We start from the raw sequence: 16117 nt of genomic DNA, 5'->3' as shown, positions 1-16117 counted from the left end.
GCCTCGGAGAATTGCCGTTGACGGGTTACGCCTCGAAGCGGCTCAAGAGCCCCTCACCGGGCGATGCGCCAGGGGTGGCTGTAGACGTTCATCCGCTTTCCCCGCACAAATCCGACAACAGTCATTCCCAGTTGTTCACCCAGTTGGACGGCCAGGTCTGTCGGGGCCGAACGAGAAGCGATCAGGGGGATGCCCATTTTGGCCACCTTCAACAGGATTTCCGAAGAGATCCGGCCCGATGTGAGAAAGAACGTGTCCGCTGTAGCAATGTTGTCGCGAAAGCAAGCGCCAGCGATTTTGTCGGCGGCGTTGTGGCGGCCGATGTCCTCCCGGTAGAGCAGGAGACCGTCGCTCTCACAGAGGGCGGCCGAATGGACACCGCCCGTCTCGCGGTAGAGGCCGGAGCGGCTTTGCATGTCCGCCATGCGGGCCAGGAGTTGGTCTGCGGCGATGGCCTTCCCGACCCCGTCGAGGTTGCGGGCGTGGCGGGCATCGGTCACATCGTAGAAGGTGACGCCTTTGCCGCAGCCCGTCGTGATGTAGCGCCTCATAAAGGTGTTGCCCGCCGACAGGGCCGTGTCCGCTTCCACGAAAACCTGCCCGTTCTCGTAGTCTCCCCGCAGGCTTTTGACTTGTCCCGGCCGCTGGAGAAAACCTTCGGCAGTCAGGAAACCGACGGCCAGGTCCTCGATATGTTCCGGACTGGCCAGCAAGGTGACCAGTTCCTCCCCGTTCAAATACAGGGTGAGAGGCCACTCGCGGACAAGCATTTCTTCCCGTTCCGCCTGTTCGCAGTTCCATTCTCGCTCCGCTGCTTCCTGCGGTTGTCCCTTTTGCTCCTGGCCGCTCTCGCCAAAATCGGCAATGCCCGAGGTTGTTCGCTCCGAAGCGGTGATGCGCAGGGCCATCACCCGCTCGACCCGTCGATCGGCAAAGGCGGCGGCTTCTGCCGGAACCGGTGTGGAAAAGCCCCCCTGCTCCGAATCCTTTTTCACTGCTGCACCTCCTTTACGCGCTTATCCTCACATGATCTTTCGAGGCGATTCCATCTTTCCCTTCTCTATTCCAGGTTCCTGTATCTCACCGCGTAACCCATGCGCCTATGCCAGGTCGCAACGGTCTGTCCCTTCAGCGGCTTTGGGGCTGTCCATCGCGCTTGCCGCCGCCAAATCAGCGGGCGTGTTGACATTGAAGAAGATCCGCTCCGGATCGCCCCATTGGCGTAGAAGGGGTTCACCGGCGTACCGGACGCGAACCTGGGGATAGAAGGCGATGATCTTACGGATATCCCCACGGAGACACGCCTCGATCGGTGCAATGCATGTCTTGGCGTAGACGGCAAAGAGGGGTTGCAGGTAGTCGCGCCATTGCGGGACGACCACATCGTAGCCGGGGGCCAATTCGAGGAGCGCCTGGGCCAGCGGCGCCTCGACAAAAGGCATGTCACAGGCGACGACGAGGTTATTCCGGTGGTTGGAGGCGCTCAACCCGGCATGGATGCCGCTTAAGGGCCCCTGGTTGGCGATGATGTCCCCTGTCAATGAGACACCCAGATGGCGGTACTCGTCGGGGCAGTTGGTGACCACGATGATCTCCGCCGCCACCGGCCTCAGTGTCTCGATGATCTGCGCAATGATGGCTTTTCCGTTCACATTGACAAAGGCCTTGTTGCGGCCCATCCGGGAATTGCGTCCTCCCGATAAAATGATGGCCGCTCCATCCATAGACTCGCCTCCTTTATCGCATCCCCTTATGAAGGCCTGCTGCCCCGAAGTCTCCCTTCATAAAAAGGGGATAAAGCCGTCGCCAGCGCCGAAAACTAGATCCGGCGCATGACATACAGGAAGGGAGGCGGCCTATGGCGCGTCGTAGACCTGTCATGTCAGAACAGCTCAAATACGAACTCGCCCGGGAACTCGGCTTCGCCGATGTGGTTGAACGGGAAGGCTGGGGCGGTGTCACCACCCGAAACGCCGGAAGCCTCGTTCGCGCCGCGATCGAACGGGCCGAACGCTCTGTGGCGGCTCCTGATGCTTGACGGTCATGCGCCGGCCAGGGTGGAACAACGTTTTCCACTCTGGCTTTTGCCTTGCCGCTGATAACAACGATTAAGGATTGGATTGTCCGATGAGATACACGGAAACAGCGAAGCTCGTCCAGAAAAAGAGCCAAGACATCATCAAAAGCGTACGGCAGCACCTGAGTTGGCTTGTGCCGATCGTCTTTTCGCTTTTTCTCCTGTCCGCTCCCCACCTGCGCCACAAGCTGGTGGTGGCTGTGCGGCTCCTCGTGGAGGCCGATCTGCCGGCCTTGCGGAACCACATGCTTTCCTTCGGCCTGGCCGCGCCGCTGGTCTCCTTTTTCTTGATGCTGCTGCAAGCCTTTATCTCGCCGATCCCCTCGGTGATCCTCTTTCTCCTCAACGCCGCCCTCTACGGCGGTCCCATCGGCATGGTTCTGTCCTGGCTGAGTTCCCTCGCGTCGGCGCTGCTCTGCTTCGGATTGGCGCGCTGGTTGGGGCGTCCCTTTGTGTCGCAGTTTGTCCGCGAGGGCTTCCTGTCCCGCATCGACGACTACCTGTATGAGTACGGCCGGGCCGCCGTCCTCTTCTCACGGGTGATGCCCTTCATGCCTTTCGATTTTACGTCCTATGCCTTCGGCCTCACCCGCACAGGCTGGTGGGAGTTCACCTGGGGCACGGCCATCGGCCAGACACCGGCGATCCTCTTTTACTCCTTTTTGGGCCACCGGTCCCTGACGCCGCTCCAGTACGCCCTTTACTTCGGGCTCTGGATCTTGGCGCTGGTGCTGCTCACACCGCTTTTGGGCAACTGGTTGACCCGCAAGGACGGCTCGGCCAATCCGATGCCGGAAAAGGACGAAGCGAAATAGCCGCCCAGACCGATGGAAAGCGCCGAAAGCAACAGCGCGCTCACGAGGGCCAGATTGTACTGGCTCGGGTCAAAGAGATAGGGGTAGATGTCCCACCGGTAATCGGCGAAGTCGTTGAATAAGACCCAGACCGCCACGGCGGCCCAGATGCGCCTCGAGTAGCGGAGGCGCGGCCAGAACAGCAGCGCCTGGAGGGCCATGCCCAGGTGAGAAAGGCCGAGCATCCAGTTCTCAAAAGTCGCTCCAGCCATCAGGGCCGCGTCAATGTTGATGATCACCGCCCACAGGCCGTATTTGACCAAGACGACCGGCGCGAGGCACTCCAGCCAGGGCCAGCGGATCCCCAGCAGCAGCAGCGCCAGCACCAGGGTAAAATCCCCTGACGCCAAGGGGCTGTCCGGCACCAGCGGCCACAGATGAGCCTCCGTCTCGGCCAGTTGCATGCGATACCACCAAAAGCCGTAGAGGGTCCCCAAAAGGTTGATGACCGCCAGCGCCGTCATCCCTGTCGAGGAAAACAGCCAGGCAACGAGGGGATGATCCTGCCAGTTGCTTCGATTGATGTTCACGTTCGTCTTTCCCCCTACTCGATTGAAAAACGCTCCACCCGGAGCAGCCGTTTCCCTTGGTCAAAGAGGATGACGCTGCCCCGGCAGTCATCCTTCGGCTTGCCCACAGAGCCGACGCCGATGATGTAGCGGCGATTCGCCTCCAGGGTGTAGAATCCGCTTTCCGGCAGCGCCACCGTCGCCACATCGCCGTCGTCGCTGTAGGCGAAAGCGGTGACGCGGTGCTCATGGCCGTGAAAACAGATGTCAAAGTCAAAGATGCAAAAATCAGCCCAAGCCGCATGCTCCCCATCCACCCGTTCATGGATCGGATCGCGCGGTCCGCCGTGGACAAAAAGCAGACCCTCTTCCTTGATCGACTCGGGCCAGTCTGCGTAATAATCCCAGAGCGCCGGCGCGATCTCCGGCGGGCGACGGTGGCTGAGCACATAGGCGTCACAGTTTCCCCGCACGCCCAAAGCGCCTTCATCAGCCAAGGCTTGCAAACACTCAGGCAGACCCTCCGTATCACGGTACCCCGGAACATCGCCAAGAAACAGGATGCGGTCCACACCATGCAGCAGCCGCAGCGCCTTGTGCAAGGCCTCCGGTTTTCCATGGACATCGGCGAGAATTCCGTATCGCATGCCCCACTCTCCTTCCCGGTTTCCCCTTTCTACGCGACTATAGGTCGGTAAAAGGGTCCTGGCTCTGTGGATGGACGATCACCTGGACCGTTGTCTTCTCTTTGGCGGCCCGCTCTTCCAGATAGGCCGCCAGGGCCTCCAAGACCGGCCGCTCTGTGGCAAAATGACCGGCGTCGATGAGATCGATGCCCAGCAATTCCGCCGTCTGGGCCTCATGGTATTTGATATCACCGGTGACGAGCACCTGGGCGCCTTTAAACTGGGCGCGAGCGATCGCCGATGCGCCCGATCCGCCGCAGACAGCGATCTTCTCGACCATCCGTCCCTTGTCAGCGCCAGTCCAGCGGACACGGGCCACATGGAGCTTCGTTTTGATCCGTTCCGCCACCGCTTCCAGGGGCTCCGGCGCAGGCAAGCGGCCGACGCGTCCCAGGCCCGTCTTGTCTCCCCTGTTCAACAGCGGATAGAGGTCATAGGCCGCCTCTTCATAGGGATGGGCCTTCAACATCGCCTTCAGCACCCGGTTCAACCCCTTTTGGGAGACGATCGTCTCCAGGCGAACCTCTTCCACCTCTTCCAAAACCCCTTGAACGCCGATGAAGGGCGTCGTCCCCGCCAAGGGCAAAAAGGTTCCTCGCCCGGCGCTGCCAAAGGCGCAGTGGGAGTAGTTGCCGATATGTCCGGCGCCGGCGTCGCCCATGGCCCGGCGGACAACCGCCTCATGGTTGGCAGGGACGAAGACGACGATCTTGACCAGTTCCTCCTGCTTGTCGTCGAAAAGCGGTTCAATCGCCTCAAGACCGAGGCGTTGCGCCAGGATGTCGTTGACGCCCCCCCGGGCGGAATCCAGGTTGGTGTGGGCCGAATAGACCTGGAGGTTGGCCTTGACGATGGCCCGGATCAGCCGCCCCTGGGGCTGGTCATAGCGGATCGTTTTCATGGGTTTAAAAAAGAGGGGATGGTGGGAGACGATCATCTGGCAGCCCTGTTCCGCCGCCGACTGGACCACTCTTTCATCCACATCAAGGGCTACATAGATCTTTTCGACGGGATGAGCCGGATCACCCACTTGTAGGCCCACATTGTCCCAGTCTTCGGCCAGCCTTTTCGGCGCCAGCCCTTCGATCCATTCGATTACGCGCGCACAGGCGACAGCCATGCCCTCACCCTCTCCAACGCCGCTAGGCGGGATTTGATTTTCACCATCTTTGCCTCATCCGGTTGCCGCGCCTGGCCGATGCCTGCCAGCGCCCGGCGCTCCCGCTCGATCCGTTTCTCCACGACTGGGCTCAACAGCCAATGCCGCTGGGCTAGCAGGAGCGGTCCGAGATCCCAAAACAGTTCTTCCGAAGTTTCCCCGGTTTCAGAACCGAATACATCCTCCCGGATCTTCACCATCTCCATAAGGGGATCGCCGATCATTGCCAGCTTATGTTCTGTCGCCACATGCTCCGCATGCTCTCGGATCGAACCATCCGCGCCGGACGGTTCAAGGATGATCACCTCATAGATCCGGGCCCCTTCGGCCACCAGATCCTCCTCGACGATCCGCCATCCCCGGTGATGGAGCCAGCGCCGCAGTTCCCCGGCGCCTTCGAGGGGTTGGAGGATGAGCCGGCTTACTCCGGCCAGTTTGCCAGCGGCGTCCCCCTCGGTCAGGATCGTCTGGATGGTGCCGCCGCCCATGCCGGCGATGACGATGGCGCCGACCTCGCCCGGTTGCAGCGGCGCCAGTCCGTCGCCGGCGCGGATGTCGATCTTGTCTTTGACGCCATAGGCGGCCACATGCTGCCGCGCCGCCTCCAGTGGGCCGGGATGGACCTCAACGCCCACGGCCGAGGGGATGCGGCCGGTTTTGACCAGGTGGACGGGGATATAGGCGTGATCGGTGCCGATATCGGCGATCGGCAGGCCGGGCGGCGCCGCCGCCGCCAACCGTTGCAGTCGCGGGCTCAGTTCCAACAGAATCCATCCTTCACATGTCGATTTGTGCGAGCGACCGAAAACAACAACAAAGCCCGTCTGCCGGTCAGGCAAACGGGCGAAGATGCGTATGTGGTGGGCCCACCAGGGATCGAACCTGGGACCAACCGGTTATGAGCCGGCCGCTCTACCGCTGAGCTATAGGCCCGTTCGACATCCCCGAAGCGAGGATGCCATTAAAAGCGTCTATTCGATTATACATGACCATCGACGTTCCGTCAATAATCCTTTTTCAACCAGCTGCGCCGGCAATCGTTTCGACTCCGGACCAACCGTGCAACCGGGGACCGGTTAATCCAGATAATCTTTCAGCTTCTTGCTCCGGCTGGGATGGCGGAGCTTGCGCAGCGCCTTGGCCTCGATCTGGCGGATCCGTTCGCGGGTGACGCCGAACTCCTGCCCCACCTCTTCAAGGGTGCGGGAGCGGCCGTCGTCCAGTCCGAAGCGCAGGCGAAGGACCTTCATCTCCCGCGCCGTCAGCGTTTCCAGCACCTCTTCCAACTGCTCCTTGAGCAGGATGAAGGAGGCGGCCTCCGCCGGCGCCGGGGCGTCCTGATCTTCGATGAAATCGCCCAGGTGAGAATCCTCTTCCTCGCCGATGGGCGTTTCCAGGGAGACGGGCTCCTGGGCGATCTTCATGATCTCCCGCACCCGCTCGACAGGGATGTCCATCTCCTTGGCGATCTCTTCAGGCATCGGTTCCCGGCCATACTCCTGGAGGAGCTGGCGGGACACGCGGATCAGCTTGTTGATCGTCTCCACCATGTGGACGGGGATGCGAATCGTCCGCGCCTGGTCGGCGATGGCCCGGGTGATGGCCTGCCGGATCCACCAGGTGGCATAGGTGGAGAACTTGTACCCTTTGCGATAATCAAACTTCTCGACGGCCTTGATCAAGCCCAGGTTGCCTTCCTGGATCAGATCCAGGAACAGCATGCCCCGGCCCACATACCGCTTGGCGATGGATACGACCAGCCGCAGGTTGGCTTCGGCGAGGCGCCGCTTGGCCGCCTCATCGCCTTCCTCCATCCGCTTGGCCAGATCGATCTCCTCTTCCGCTGAGAGCAGAGGCACCCGCCCGATCTCCTTGAGGTACATCCGAACGGGATCATCGATGCCCACGCCTTCCGGCACGGACAGATCGACTTCAATCTCTTCCTCTTCCCGGATGATTGGTTCTTCGGCTTTATCCAAGGATTCCGACTCGGTGTTCTCCGGCACCACATCGATTCCCATGTTGCCCAATTGCTCGTAGATATCATCGACTTGGTCTGCCGTCATCTCGACACCTTGCAGCGCGTCCATGATCTCCTGGTAGGTGAGGACCCCTTTTTTCTTCCCTTTGGCAATCAGGTCTTTTACTTTTTGTACTTGTTCTACCTGTTCTTCTTTCTGCTCTTCCTTCATCCGTGGTTCCCCCCCTTGTACCAGGGCCGTTGATCCAATCGACCGCCAAAAGGCATGGCGCCCTGTCGGCGCGCCGCCCGGCTGCGGGCTTGCTGTAATCGCGACAGGCGTGGCAGCAATCGCTGCATCGCCTCCATGTCACCGCTCCGGGAAAAGGCGTCCACCTGGCTCTCCAGGCTGGCGATTTCTTCTGTCAACCATCCGTAACGCAATGTGTTGATGCAATCTTCTATCACCGGTTCTTGGCAGAGGATCTCCTCCACCAACAGCGCGCTCAGGTATCCCTTGGCGCTGTCGGAGGTCAGCCGTTCCGCCACCCGCCCCGTCAGGGAGCCTCCGCCGCCTGCCTGGCACTCGGCCGTCAAGGCGGCAAGGATTTCACCCAGAGGACCTGTGGCGCGGGGGATTTCCTCGCCCAACCGTTCAAAGACCCAGCGGACCCGTTCCGGGTCCCCGATCATCCAGTAAAGGAGATATCGCCAGGCCTGTTCTTGTCGGTTTAGGCTATGTTGTCGTTGCTCTGTCCCGCCTGCTCCCGTCGTCCCGGCTGAATCAACAGCGCCGGTCTCCGTCGGCCCAGCTGGCGCCTCAGCGCCTCCGGCGATTCGGACAGGGGCAGAAGCAGAAATAGTATGTCTAATATTTTCCTTTCTCATCCCCGGCGCGCGGGCATTCCGGGCGTGTCCCCGGATTTCTTCCATCACCGCCGCCTCGGAGATCCGCAGTTCCCGGGCGAGCCACTGGATGTTGGCCTCCTGCTCCACCGCGCTGGGTATCATCAGCAACAGGGAGGCCAGTTCGCGGACGACGGTCACCTTGCCGGCAGCCGTCGACAGGTCCTGTCCGGCGGCGATGCGGGAAAAGCAAAAGGTGAAAAAGGGCGGCGCCTGTTCGGCCGCCAGCCAGAAGCTGTCCGCTCCGTGGCGTTGCAGGTACTCGTCGGGATCCTTGCCTTCCGGCAGGGTCAGCACGTGGATCCGCGCGCCCAGACCGGTCAGGATCTCGCCGGCCTTCACCGCCGCCTCGACGCCGGCCCGGTCGCTGTCATAACAGATCAGCACCTGGGGCGCGTAGCGGAGGAGCAGGCGGCCCTGCTCGGGCGTCATGGCCGTGCCGAGGCTGGCAACGGCCTGGCGGATGCCATGCTGGTGAGAGGCGATGACATCCATGTAACCCTCGACGAGCACGGCCACCCCTTTTTCCCGGATGGCGGGACCGGCCTTGTTCAGGCCGTAGAGGTGCTGCCCCTTTTTGTAGAGGGGCGTTTCCGGCGAGTTGAGGTACTTGGGGACCTCGTCATCTAAGACGCGGCCGCCGAAGGCGACGGGACGCCCTTGGGCGTCGAATATGGGAAAGATGATCCGGTTGCGAAAACGGTCATAGTGGCCTTCTCCGCCCTGGCGGGGCACGATCAAACCGAACCGTTCCAGCTCTTCCGGAAGGTATCCTTCTTGCTGTAATCGGGTGGCAAGAAACTCCCAGCCAGGCGGCGCATAGCCCAAGGCGAAATCGACGGCGACGCTGTCACTCACACCGCGCCGGCTCAGGTACTCACGGGCCGTCCGCGCCCTCCCGTCGTCACGCAAGCATTGGAAGTACAGTTCCGCCGCTCGCTTGTGCAGCGCCCTCCCCCGTTCAACGGCGGTGCGCTGGGCCTGCTGGGTGGGCGTCAGTTTCTGTTCCGGGAGGGTGACGCCGGCCTTGTCGGCCAGCTTTTTGAGGGCTTCCGGAAAGGCCAGGTTCTCGCGAAGCATGACAAAGGTAAAGACATCGCCACCCGTACCGCAACCGAAGCAATGAAAGTATTGCTTATCCCGCGATACGGTAAAAGACGGTGTCTTTTCGGAGTGAAAGGGGCAGAGCCCGACATACCGTCCACCCTGCCGTTTCAGCGCCACATAATCCGCCACTATTTCGACAATATCCAAACGATGGCGAATCTCATCGACGATTTGGGGATCTCGCAAAAACCATCACCCCATCATGCATTCGCCGTCTGGCGCTTAATTCCTTCTTCTCCTGCTTTGCGGCATTCTCCTGCTTTTGCGGCAGCCTGAAATCCTTTCTTGTTATTCGCGGCGGAGTTGACATTTCCTCCAGAAATCCGACACTTTTTTGCCCTTTCTGGATGTCTTCGCTCTGATCCTCTATATTATACCTACCCTCGGGGGGTTCTAATCCCAACGGCTGAGCCAAGGCAAGGGCAGAAACAGCCGTTCGTAGACCTTGACGGCGAAGCGATCCGTCATCCCGGAGATGTAATCGGTGACGGTGCGCTCCAGCCCTTGCGTCTCGATCATCTCCTGAAACTCCTGCGGCATGGCGCGCGGGTTGTATTTGAAGTAGCGGAACAGAGAAAAGATCAATTCCTTGGCCTTGCTCTCTTCCCCTTTGGCCTGCGAACCGATGTACACCTGGTTGAACATGAAGCGCCGCAACTTCAGCGTCGCCTCCTCCACCTCGGGGCTGAGCCGGATCTCCGGCTGTTCCCACGACGCCTGCACCATGTCCATGACCATCCGGTTAATGCGGCTGCGATGATTGGCGCCAAGGACCTGGAGGCAGTCCTGGGGAAGCTCGCCCTCCCCGATGATGCCGCCCCGGATGGCGTCGTCGATGTCATGGTTGATGTAGGCGAAGCGGTCGGCCCAGCGGACGATCTGCCCCTCCAAGGTGGTCGGCTTGCCGCTGCTGGAGTGGTTGACGATGCCGTCGCGGACCTCCCAGGTCAGGTTCAGCCCGCTCCCCTGTTCCAACAGTTCCACAACGCGCAGGCTCTGCCGGGCATGGGAGAACCCTTCTGTCAGTGTCTTGTCAAGGGCGTCTTCCCCGGCATGGCCGAAGGGGGTGTGCCCCAGGTCATGGCCGAGGGCGATCGCCTCTGTCAGATCCTCATTGAGCGCCAGCGCGCGGGCGATCGTCCGGGCGATCTGGGCAACCTCCAGCGTATGGGTGAGACGGGTGCGGAAGTGATCGCCCTCGGGGGAGATAAAGACCTGGGTCTTGTGCTTCAGCCGCCGGAAGGCCTTCGAGTGGATGATCCGATCACGGTCGCGCTGGAAGGCCGTTCGCATGGCGCATTCCTCTTCCGGTTTCATGCGACCCCTGCTGTGGGCGCTCTTGGCCGCATAGGGAGACAAGAGGCTTTCCTCCCGCCGCTCCAATTCTTCCCGAAGAATCATGGTCACACCTCGCTCAACCAGGGGTCTCTCGCCCCAGACTCCGTTGACTGACGATGGTCAGGAGGGCGTCGCTCCTCGGCCGTTAGCCTTTCCGGGCGAGGGCGCGGGCCGCCTCGACGATCCGGCGGCCGAGGATGCCGGCGCGCTTCAAACCGTCAGCGTCGGCGGCCGCCGGTTTTTGGGCCGATGCGCCAAAATGACCGCAGTCATTCTCAAGATAACCGTCGCCGACGAGGGTCATTCCCTGCACCAGCATCATGTCGTGGATCGCCCGCACCGTCGTCTCCTGACCGCCGAAGCGTGAAGCCCCACAGGTGACGGCGCCGCCGGGGAGGCCAAACCAGGCTTTTTTCCCTCGAACCTGGCGGGTCTTGTCAAAAAAGGCTTTCAGTTGAGCGCTCACCGTGCCGAAATAGACAGGGCTGCCGATCAGGACGCCGTCAGCGCCGGCGATCGCGTCATAGGCCTCCTCCAGCGCCGTTCCCGTAAAACAGGCGCCGGAACAGGGGTTGGAGCAGGCGGTGCAGAAGGGCCAACGGGCGCTGGCCAAGGCCTCAGCCACATCGATCCGGCTCACCGCTGCGCCTGCTTTGACGATCTCCGCGGCTGCGGCATCGAGCAATGCCGCCGTATTTCCTGCCCGGTTCGGGCTGCCATTCACCAGCACGATTTTCATGGTATGTTGTTTTCCCCTTTCATGACTTCTATATAATGCAGTTAATACCACCTGGGCGTCGCGAATCCCTTCCTGATGGGACAAGGAAAAAAGCCGGGCGTCGTTCCCGGCTTTTTCTTTAGATAATGATGCAGATCAGACCGCCGTTGCCTTCGTTGACGATGCGCTGGAGCGTCTCCTGCAATTTTCCTTGCACATTTTCCGGCATGCGCTGCAACTTGTTCTGGACACCCTCGCGGACCAGGTCGTGCAGGGATTTGCCGAATATGTTGGATTCCCAGATCTTTTGAGGATTCTCTTCGAACTCCTCGAGGATGTAGCGGACCAGTTCCTCACACTGTTTCTCCGTTCCGATGATGGGGGTGATCTCGGTGGTGATGTCGGCGCGGATGAGGTGCAGGGACGGCGCGCTGGCTTTGAGTTTGACGCCGAAGCGGTTCCCCTGTTTGATCAGTTCCGGCTCTTCCAGGTACATCTCTTCCAGGCTCGGATTGACGACGCCGTAGCCGTTCTGGCGCACATCCTCCAACGCCGTCGACACCTTGTCATACTCCCGTTTCGCCTTGGACAATTCCTTCATCAAGCGCAGCAGGTCGTGTTCGCCTGTGATGGTGAACCCGCTCTCTTCCTGGAGCACCGTATAGAACATGCTGTCCGGCGCCGTCATCTCGATGGAGGCGGCGCCCGTCCCCAGGTTCATCTGCTGGAGGAAGACCTCCTCCACGAAATCGTACTCGCCAAGGGTTTCCACAGCGATGTCGATGTCACGGAGCCGTTTTACCTGCGAGATCGTCTCCCGGACGGCGCTTTCGAATTTTTGCCGCAGCGGGTGTTTGACCTCCAGTTCCTCGATCCAGAGGGGCAGGTTGATGTTCACCTCGGTGACGGGGAACTCGTAGAGCGCCTCTTCCAGGAGCTTCAGAATGTCCTCCTGGTTCAGTTCCGATACGTTCAGCGGCAGGACGGGGACCTGGTAGCGACCCTCCAGGGTGTAGGCCAGTTCGGCCGTATCGCGCGAATGGGGCCGCATGGAGTTCAAGATGACGACGAAGGGCTTATGCAGTTCGCGAAGTTCTTCAATCACTCGCTCCTCGGCTTCCATGTAGGAATCGCGAGGCAGATCCGTGATGGAACCGTCGGTGGTGATGACCAGTCCGATGGTGGAGTGATCGGCGATCACCTTGCGCGTGCCGATCTCGGCTGCGTCTTGAAAGGGCATCTCCGCTTCCGACCAGGGGGTCATCACCATCCGCGGGCCTTCCTCTTCCTCATAGCCGAGAGCGCCGTCGACGGTGTAGCCGACACAGTCGACCATGCGGATCCGCATCTTGAGACCGTTTTTGACGCCGATCTCGACGGCCTCGTTGGGGATGAACTTCGGCTCCGTCGTCATGATCGTGCGCCCGGCGGCCGACTGCGGCAGCTCGTCGCGAGCCCGCTCCTTGTCATGGACGTTCTTGATGTTGGGCAACACGAGATGTTCCATAAACCGTTTGATAAAGGTGGACTTACCCGTGCGGACCGGGCCTACCACCCCGATATAGATGTCGCCTCCAGTGCGGTCACTGATATCACGGAAAATATCCAGTTTCTCCATCGCGGTTTTCCCCTCCTTATCGGACTGTTTTGCCCTGGCCGCTCGGTTGGGTCTCCACCCCAAATATTTCCGTTGACAGGCCTTAACGCTAAGATTTATATGAGGCCATGCGTGTCCGTATGACTGTTTCCATAGCGGGGAAAACCAATCCGTTCCATTTTGTTGAAAACCGCCGCCACAGCGCCCCATTTGTATGGATATGTGGCCAAGGCATCGGCTAGAACGAAAAGAGAGGGGTCTGCCCGTTTTCTTCCCCGGCTAGATGCCGCGGTTCACCGCGTGGGCGACAGGGGTCAACTCCTTCATCAGCGACTCGAACCCTTCGGGATCGAGAGACTGGGGGCCGTCGCAGAGCGCCCGGCAGGGATCAGGGTGAACCTCCACCAGCAGCCCGTCGGCGCCGGCGGCGACGGCCGCCTTCGACATGGATTTGACCAGCCGCGACGCGCCTGTGGAGTGGCTGGGATCGACCAGAATCGGCAGATGGGAGAGTTCTTTGACCAGAGGGATGGCGCTCAGGTCCAAGGTGTTGCGTGTCGCCGTCTCATAGGTGCGGATGCCCCGTTCGCAGAGGATGACCTGGCTGTTTCCCTCTGACAGGATGTACTCGGCGGCCATGAGCCACTCCTCGATGGTGGCTGAGAGGCCGCGTTTGAGGATAACGGGGATGCGGGCGCGGCCGACCGCCTGGAGGAGACGGAAATTCTGCATGTTGCGGGCGCCGATCTGCACCATGTCCAGGTATTGGCAGGCCAGTTCCAGGCTGGGCTCGTCGATGACCTCGCTCACCGTCGGCAGGCCGGCGAAGCGGCCAGCGGTGCGCATGATCTTTAAGCCCTCTTCCTCCAGCCCCTGGAAGGCATAGGGCGACGTGCGCGGTTTGAAGGCGCCGCCGCGCAGGATCTTCCCGCCGCAGCGGCGGACCTCCTCGGCGGCCTTCATGACCTGTTCGACACTCTCAATGGCGCAGGGACCGGCGATGACGGTCACTTCGTCGCCGCCGATGGCCACATCCTTGACATGGACGATGGTATTCTCCTCTTTGGCCTCCCGGCTGACCAGTTTGTAGGGACGGCGGATGGGCACCACCTTTTCCACGCCGGCCAGCGTCTCCAGTCCTAAGGAGGCGATGGCCTGACGGTCGCCGACAGCGCCGATGACGATGCGGTTCACCCCGGTGATCATGTGGCCGGCGAAGCCGTACTCGGAGAGGATCCGATTGACTTTTTCGATCTGGGCTTGGGTGGCGTGGGGGGTCATGACGATGACCATGGGTGATTCCTCCTTTTCTTATGTCCCGTCTCAAGTTTTTGCTTACTGAACGTTTTCGGGGAGCCCCAAGCGTTGGAGGCGGGGCGGATTGGCCCGCTCGCTAAGGGCTGCGCGGCGGCTCGCTCCGCTGCTCCGCTGGTCGCGCCAAACCTCTGAGTTGTTCTGCATGTTATGGCGCTCCCGACGCTTCGCAGCTGCGCTCGGCTTTTCGCCGCTTCGCCCAAACCGCTCGCAGACCAATCCGCCCCAGTTCCACTACAGGGCTACCGAAGGACAGTGACAGTAACGCAAACCATGGCAAAAAAAAAACCCGTAGCCGTCCCTTCGTAGGGACGAATGCTACGGGGCATCCGCGGTACCACCCTGGTTGACCGCACAAAAAATGCGCGGTCCGCTCATTGAGAATAAGAGTGCGGGAAGGACGACAACACACGACTGCATGATCGGTAGCGGAGAGAAAATAAAAAAACGCTTTTCATCCCCAACAGGGACGAAAAGCGTGATGCTCTCGCGTTACCACCCTGGTTGATCCTGCTTTTCCAAAGAAAAAAAGGATCCACCTCCATGCAGAGTACGGGAACGTCGTTCCGATACTCCCTTCCATGTAACGTCAGAAGTCTACGGCCTGACCTACGCGCCGTCACAACCAAAGGTTGCTCGGTTTCAGCCGGCAGCTCCAGAGGGAACTTCAGTCTGTCATGCCATGAAAACGCTCTCAGTCTATGGCGTTTCCTCCCTGTAAGGCTGGGTCCGACCTACTTTTCTCTGTCATCGCTGTTGTTCCTGTGAAGTTGGGTTTACTTTACCATATGTTTTTTGGCGATGCAAGACCCACAAAAAACAATTTCAGCAGAAATCTTAATTCCAGCCCTCGACGCCTTCCTCGACCTCATGGGTCTTCAGGCGCGTCATCAAGGAACCGACAGCGTCGGCCGGAGCGGCGTCCTCAAAGAGCACGCGGTAGCACTCTTCGGTGATCGGCATTTCGATGCCTTTCGCCTTCGCCAGTTGGTAGGCGGCGCGGGTCGTGCGAATGCTCTCCACGGTCTGACCGACCAGGGCCAGCGACTCTTCGACCGGTTTGCCTTTGCCGAGGAAGCTGCCAAAACGCATGTTCCGAGAGTGTTTGCTGGTGCAGGTGACAACGAGATCGCCAAGACCGGCAAGACCGGCGAAGGTTGTTTCCCGGGCGCCCAGGGCCGTTCCGAGACGGATGATCTCGGCCAGACCGCGCGTGACCAGGGCAGCCTTGGTGTTGTCGCCAAAGCCAAGCCCTTCGGCGACGCCGCAGGCCAGGGCGATGATGTTTTTCAACGAACCGCCCAGTTCCAGGCCGAGCAGGTCAGGGTTGGTATAGACCCGAAAATGGGATCGCATCAGCAGGTCCTGGGCCTGTTCGGCGACGGCCCGCTGTTCCGCCGACACGACAACGGTCGTCGGGATGTCGCGCGCCACTTCCTCGGCATGGCTGGGGCCCGAAAGAACGACGACACGATCGGCCAAATTCTTTGGCAATTCCTCCCGCAAGATCTGGGAAGGCCGCTTCAACGTCTCCGGGTCGATCCCCTTCGAGGTGCTGATGATCAGCGCCTCTCCTTCCACCTTATCACGAATCAATGCCGCCGTCTCGCGCAGTGCCGAGGAAGGGAGAGCCAGCACGATCGTGGCGGCTTCTTTCAACACCTCGTCCACATCGGAGTAGGCGCGAACCTTAGCCGGCAACAAAACGCCGGGCAGATAGCGGCGATTTTCACGGTAACTGTTGATATCCTTGGCCAGATCGTTCCGGCGGGACCAGAGATAGACCTGTTTCCCCTGCTGCACGAGCAGGCGACCCAGGGCGGTGCCCCAACTTCCGGCGCCGAGTACAGCGACTTTTTCCGATTGCATGTTCAGAATTTCCCCCTATCTTT

16 protein-coding genes and 1 tRNA gene are annotated in these 16117 nt (G+C 60.6%); 2 read left to right on the top strand and 15 right to left on the bottom strand.

The annotated features are described in order from the left end of the window. Nucleotides 1-53: 53 nt before the first annotated feature. Both fdhD and mobA read right to left on the bottom strand, forming a co-directional pair. Nucleotides 54-995, bottom strand: coding sequence for a formate dehydrogenase accessory sulfurtransferase FdhD (fdhD, locus tag GTO89_RS01915; protein WP_328793843.1), 942 nt, complete (start codon nucleotides 993-995; stop codon nucleotides 54-56). A 105-nt stretch (nucleotides 996-1100) separates the two neighbouring features. Then, nucleotides 1101-1724 (bottom strand): molybdenum cofactor guanylyltransferase, encoded by a 624-nt coding sequence (gene mobA / locus GTO89_RS01910; RefSeq protein ID WP_161260354.1) that lies wholly within the window; start codon nucleotides 1722-1724, stop codon nucleotides 1101-1103. Between the two features lie 134 nt (nucleotides 1725-1858). On the opposite strand from mobA, the gene GTO89_RS01905 reads away from it, so the two are divergent. Together GTO89_RS01905 and GTO89_RS01900 are read left to right on the top strand one after the other, a co-directional pair. Then, the gene (locus GTO89_RS01905; RefSeq protein WP_161260353.1) at nucleotides 1859-2038 is read left to right on the top strand and encodes a small, acid-soluble spore protein, alpha/beta type; all 180 of its coding nucleotides are present in this window, start codon (nucleotides 1859-1861) and stop codon (nucleotides 2036-2038) included. An 89-nt stretch (nucleotides 2039-2127) separates the two neighbouring features. Further along, entirely contained in the window at nucleotides 2128-2892 is a 765-nt protein-coding gene (locus GTO89_RS01900) for a TVP38/TMEM64 family protein (RefSeq protein WP_161260352.1), read from the top strand. Here the strand turns inward: GTO89_RS01900 and GTO89_RS01895 are convergent. The 13 genes from GTO89_RS01895 to GTO89_RS01840 form a co-directional block, all read right to left on the bottom strand. Continuing rightward, nucleotides 2778-3461: a DUF1405 domain-containing protein gene (locus GTO89_RS01895; protein WP_161260351.1), complete on the bottom strand. Its 684-nt coding sequence runs from the start codon at nucleotides 3459-3461 to the stop codon at nucleotides 2778-2780. The genes GTO89_RS01900 and GTO89_RS01895 overlap by 115 nt on opposite strands. A gap of 14 nt (nucleotides 3462-3475) precedes the next feature. Beyond that, nucleotides 3476-4087: a metallophosphoesterase family protein gene (locus GTO89_RS01890; RefSeq protein WP_161260350.1), complete on the bottom strand. Its 612-nt coding sequence runs from the start codon at nucleotides 4085-4087 to the stop codon at nucleotides 3476-3478. A 37-nt stretch (nucleotides 4088-4124) separates the two neighbouring features. Continuing rightward, nucleotides 4125-5246 (bottom strand): Nif3-like dinuclear metal center hexameric protein, encoded by a 1122-nt coding sequence (locus tag GTO89_RS01885; protein WP_161260349.1) that lies wholly within the window; start codon nucleotides 5244-5246, stop codon nucleotides 4125-4127. Beyond that, nucleotides 5222-6049: a tRNA (adenine(22)-N(1))-methyltransferase gene (locus GTO89_RS01880; protein ID WP_161260348.1), complete on the bottom strand. Its 828-nt coding sequence runs from the start codon at nucleotides 6047-6049 to the stop codon at nucleotides 5222-5224. The genes GTO89_RS01885 and GTO89_RS01880 overlap by 25 nt, the downstream gene beginning before the upstream one ends. A 94-nt stretch (nucleotides 6050-6143) precedes the next feature. Beyond that, nucleotides 6144-6218 (bottom strand) — tRNA-Ile (locus GTO89_RS01875). Nucleotides 6219-6361: 143 nt separating this feature from the next. Then, nucleotides 6362-7477 (bottom strand): RNA polymerase sigma factor RpoD, encoded by a 1116-nt coding sequence (rpoD, locus tag GTO89_RS01870; RefSeq protein ID WP_161260347.1) that lies wholly within the window; start codon nucleotides 7475-7477, stop codon nucleotides 6362-6364. After that, on the bottom strand, nucleotides 7474-9444 hold the full coding sequence (dnaG, locus tag GTO89_RS01865; RefSeq protein WP_161260346.1) for a DNA primase: 1971 nt from the start codon (nucleotides 9442-9444) through the stop codon (nucleotides 7474-7476). The genes rpoD and dnaG overlap by 4 nt, the downstream gene beginning before the upstream one ends. A gap of 207 nt (nucleotides 9445-9651) precedes the next feature. Beyond that, the gene (locus tag GTO89_RS01860; RefSeq protein WP_161260345.1) at nucleotides 9652-10659 is read right to left on the bottom strand and encodes a deoxyguanosinetriphosphate triphosphohydrolase; all 1008 of its coding nucleotides are present in this window, start codon (nucleotides 10657-10659) and stop codon (nucleotides 9652-9654) included. 82 nt (nucleotides 10660-10741) lie between these two features. Next, nucleotides 10742-11335, bottom strand: coding sequence for a flavodoxin family protein (locus GTO89_RS01855; RefSeq protein WP_161260344.1), 594 nt, complete (start codon nucleotides 11333-11335; stop codon nucleotides 10742-10744). A 118-nt stretch (nucleotides 11336-11453) separates the two neighbouring features. After that, entirely contained in the window at nucleotides 11454-12932 is a 1479-nt protein-coding gene (gene spoIVA, locus GTO89_RS01850) for a stage IV sporulation protein A (protein WP_161260343.1), read from the bottom strand. Nucleotides 12933-13190: 258 nt separating this feature from the next. Then, nucleotides 13191-14204 carry a 3-deoxy-7-phosphoheptulonate synthase gene (gene aroF / locus GTO89_RS01845; RefSeq protein ID WP_161260342.1) on the bottom strand — a complete coding sequence of 338 codons (1014 nt, stop codon included), beginning with the start codon at nucleotides 14202-14204 and terminating at the stop codon, nucleotides 13191-13193. Nucleotides 14205-14246: 42 nt separating this feature from the next. Beyond that, the gene (locus tag GTO89_RS17585; RefSeq protein WP_268894590.1) at nucleotides 14247-14372 is read right to left on the bottom strand and encodes a hypothetical protein; all 126 of its coding nucleotides are present in this window, start codon (nucleotides 14370-14372) and stop codon (nucleotides 14247-14249) included. A gap of 690 nt (nucleotides 14373-15062) precedes the next feature. After that, entirely contained in the window at nucleotides 15063-16094 is a 1032-nt protein-coding gene (locus GTO89_RS01840) for an NAD(P)H-dependent glycerol-3-phosphate dehydrogenase (protein ID WP_161260341.1), read from the bottom strand. Nucleotides 16095-16117: the final 23 nt, after the last annotated feature.

It is taken from the genome of Heliomicrobium gestii (assembly GCF_009877435.1).
Lineage (GTDB): Bacteria > Bacillota > Desulfitobacteriia > Heliobacteriales > Heliobacteriaceae > Heliomicrobium > Heliomicrobium gestii.
The sequence above is the reverse complement of the archived record's forward strand: the minus strand, read 5'-3'. Positions and strand labels throughout refer to the sequence as shown.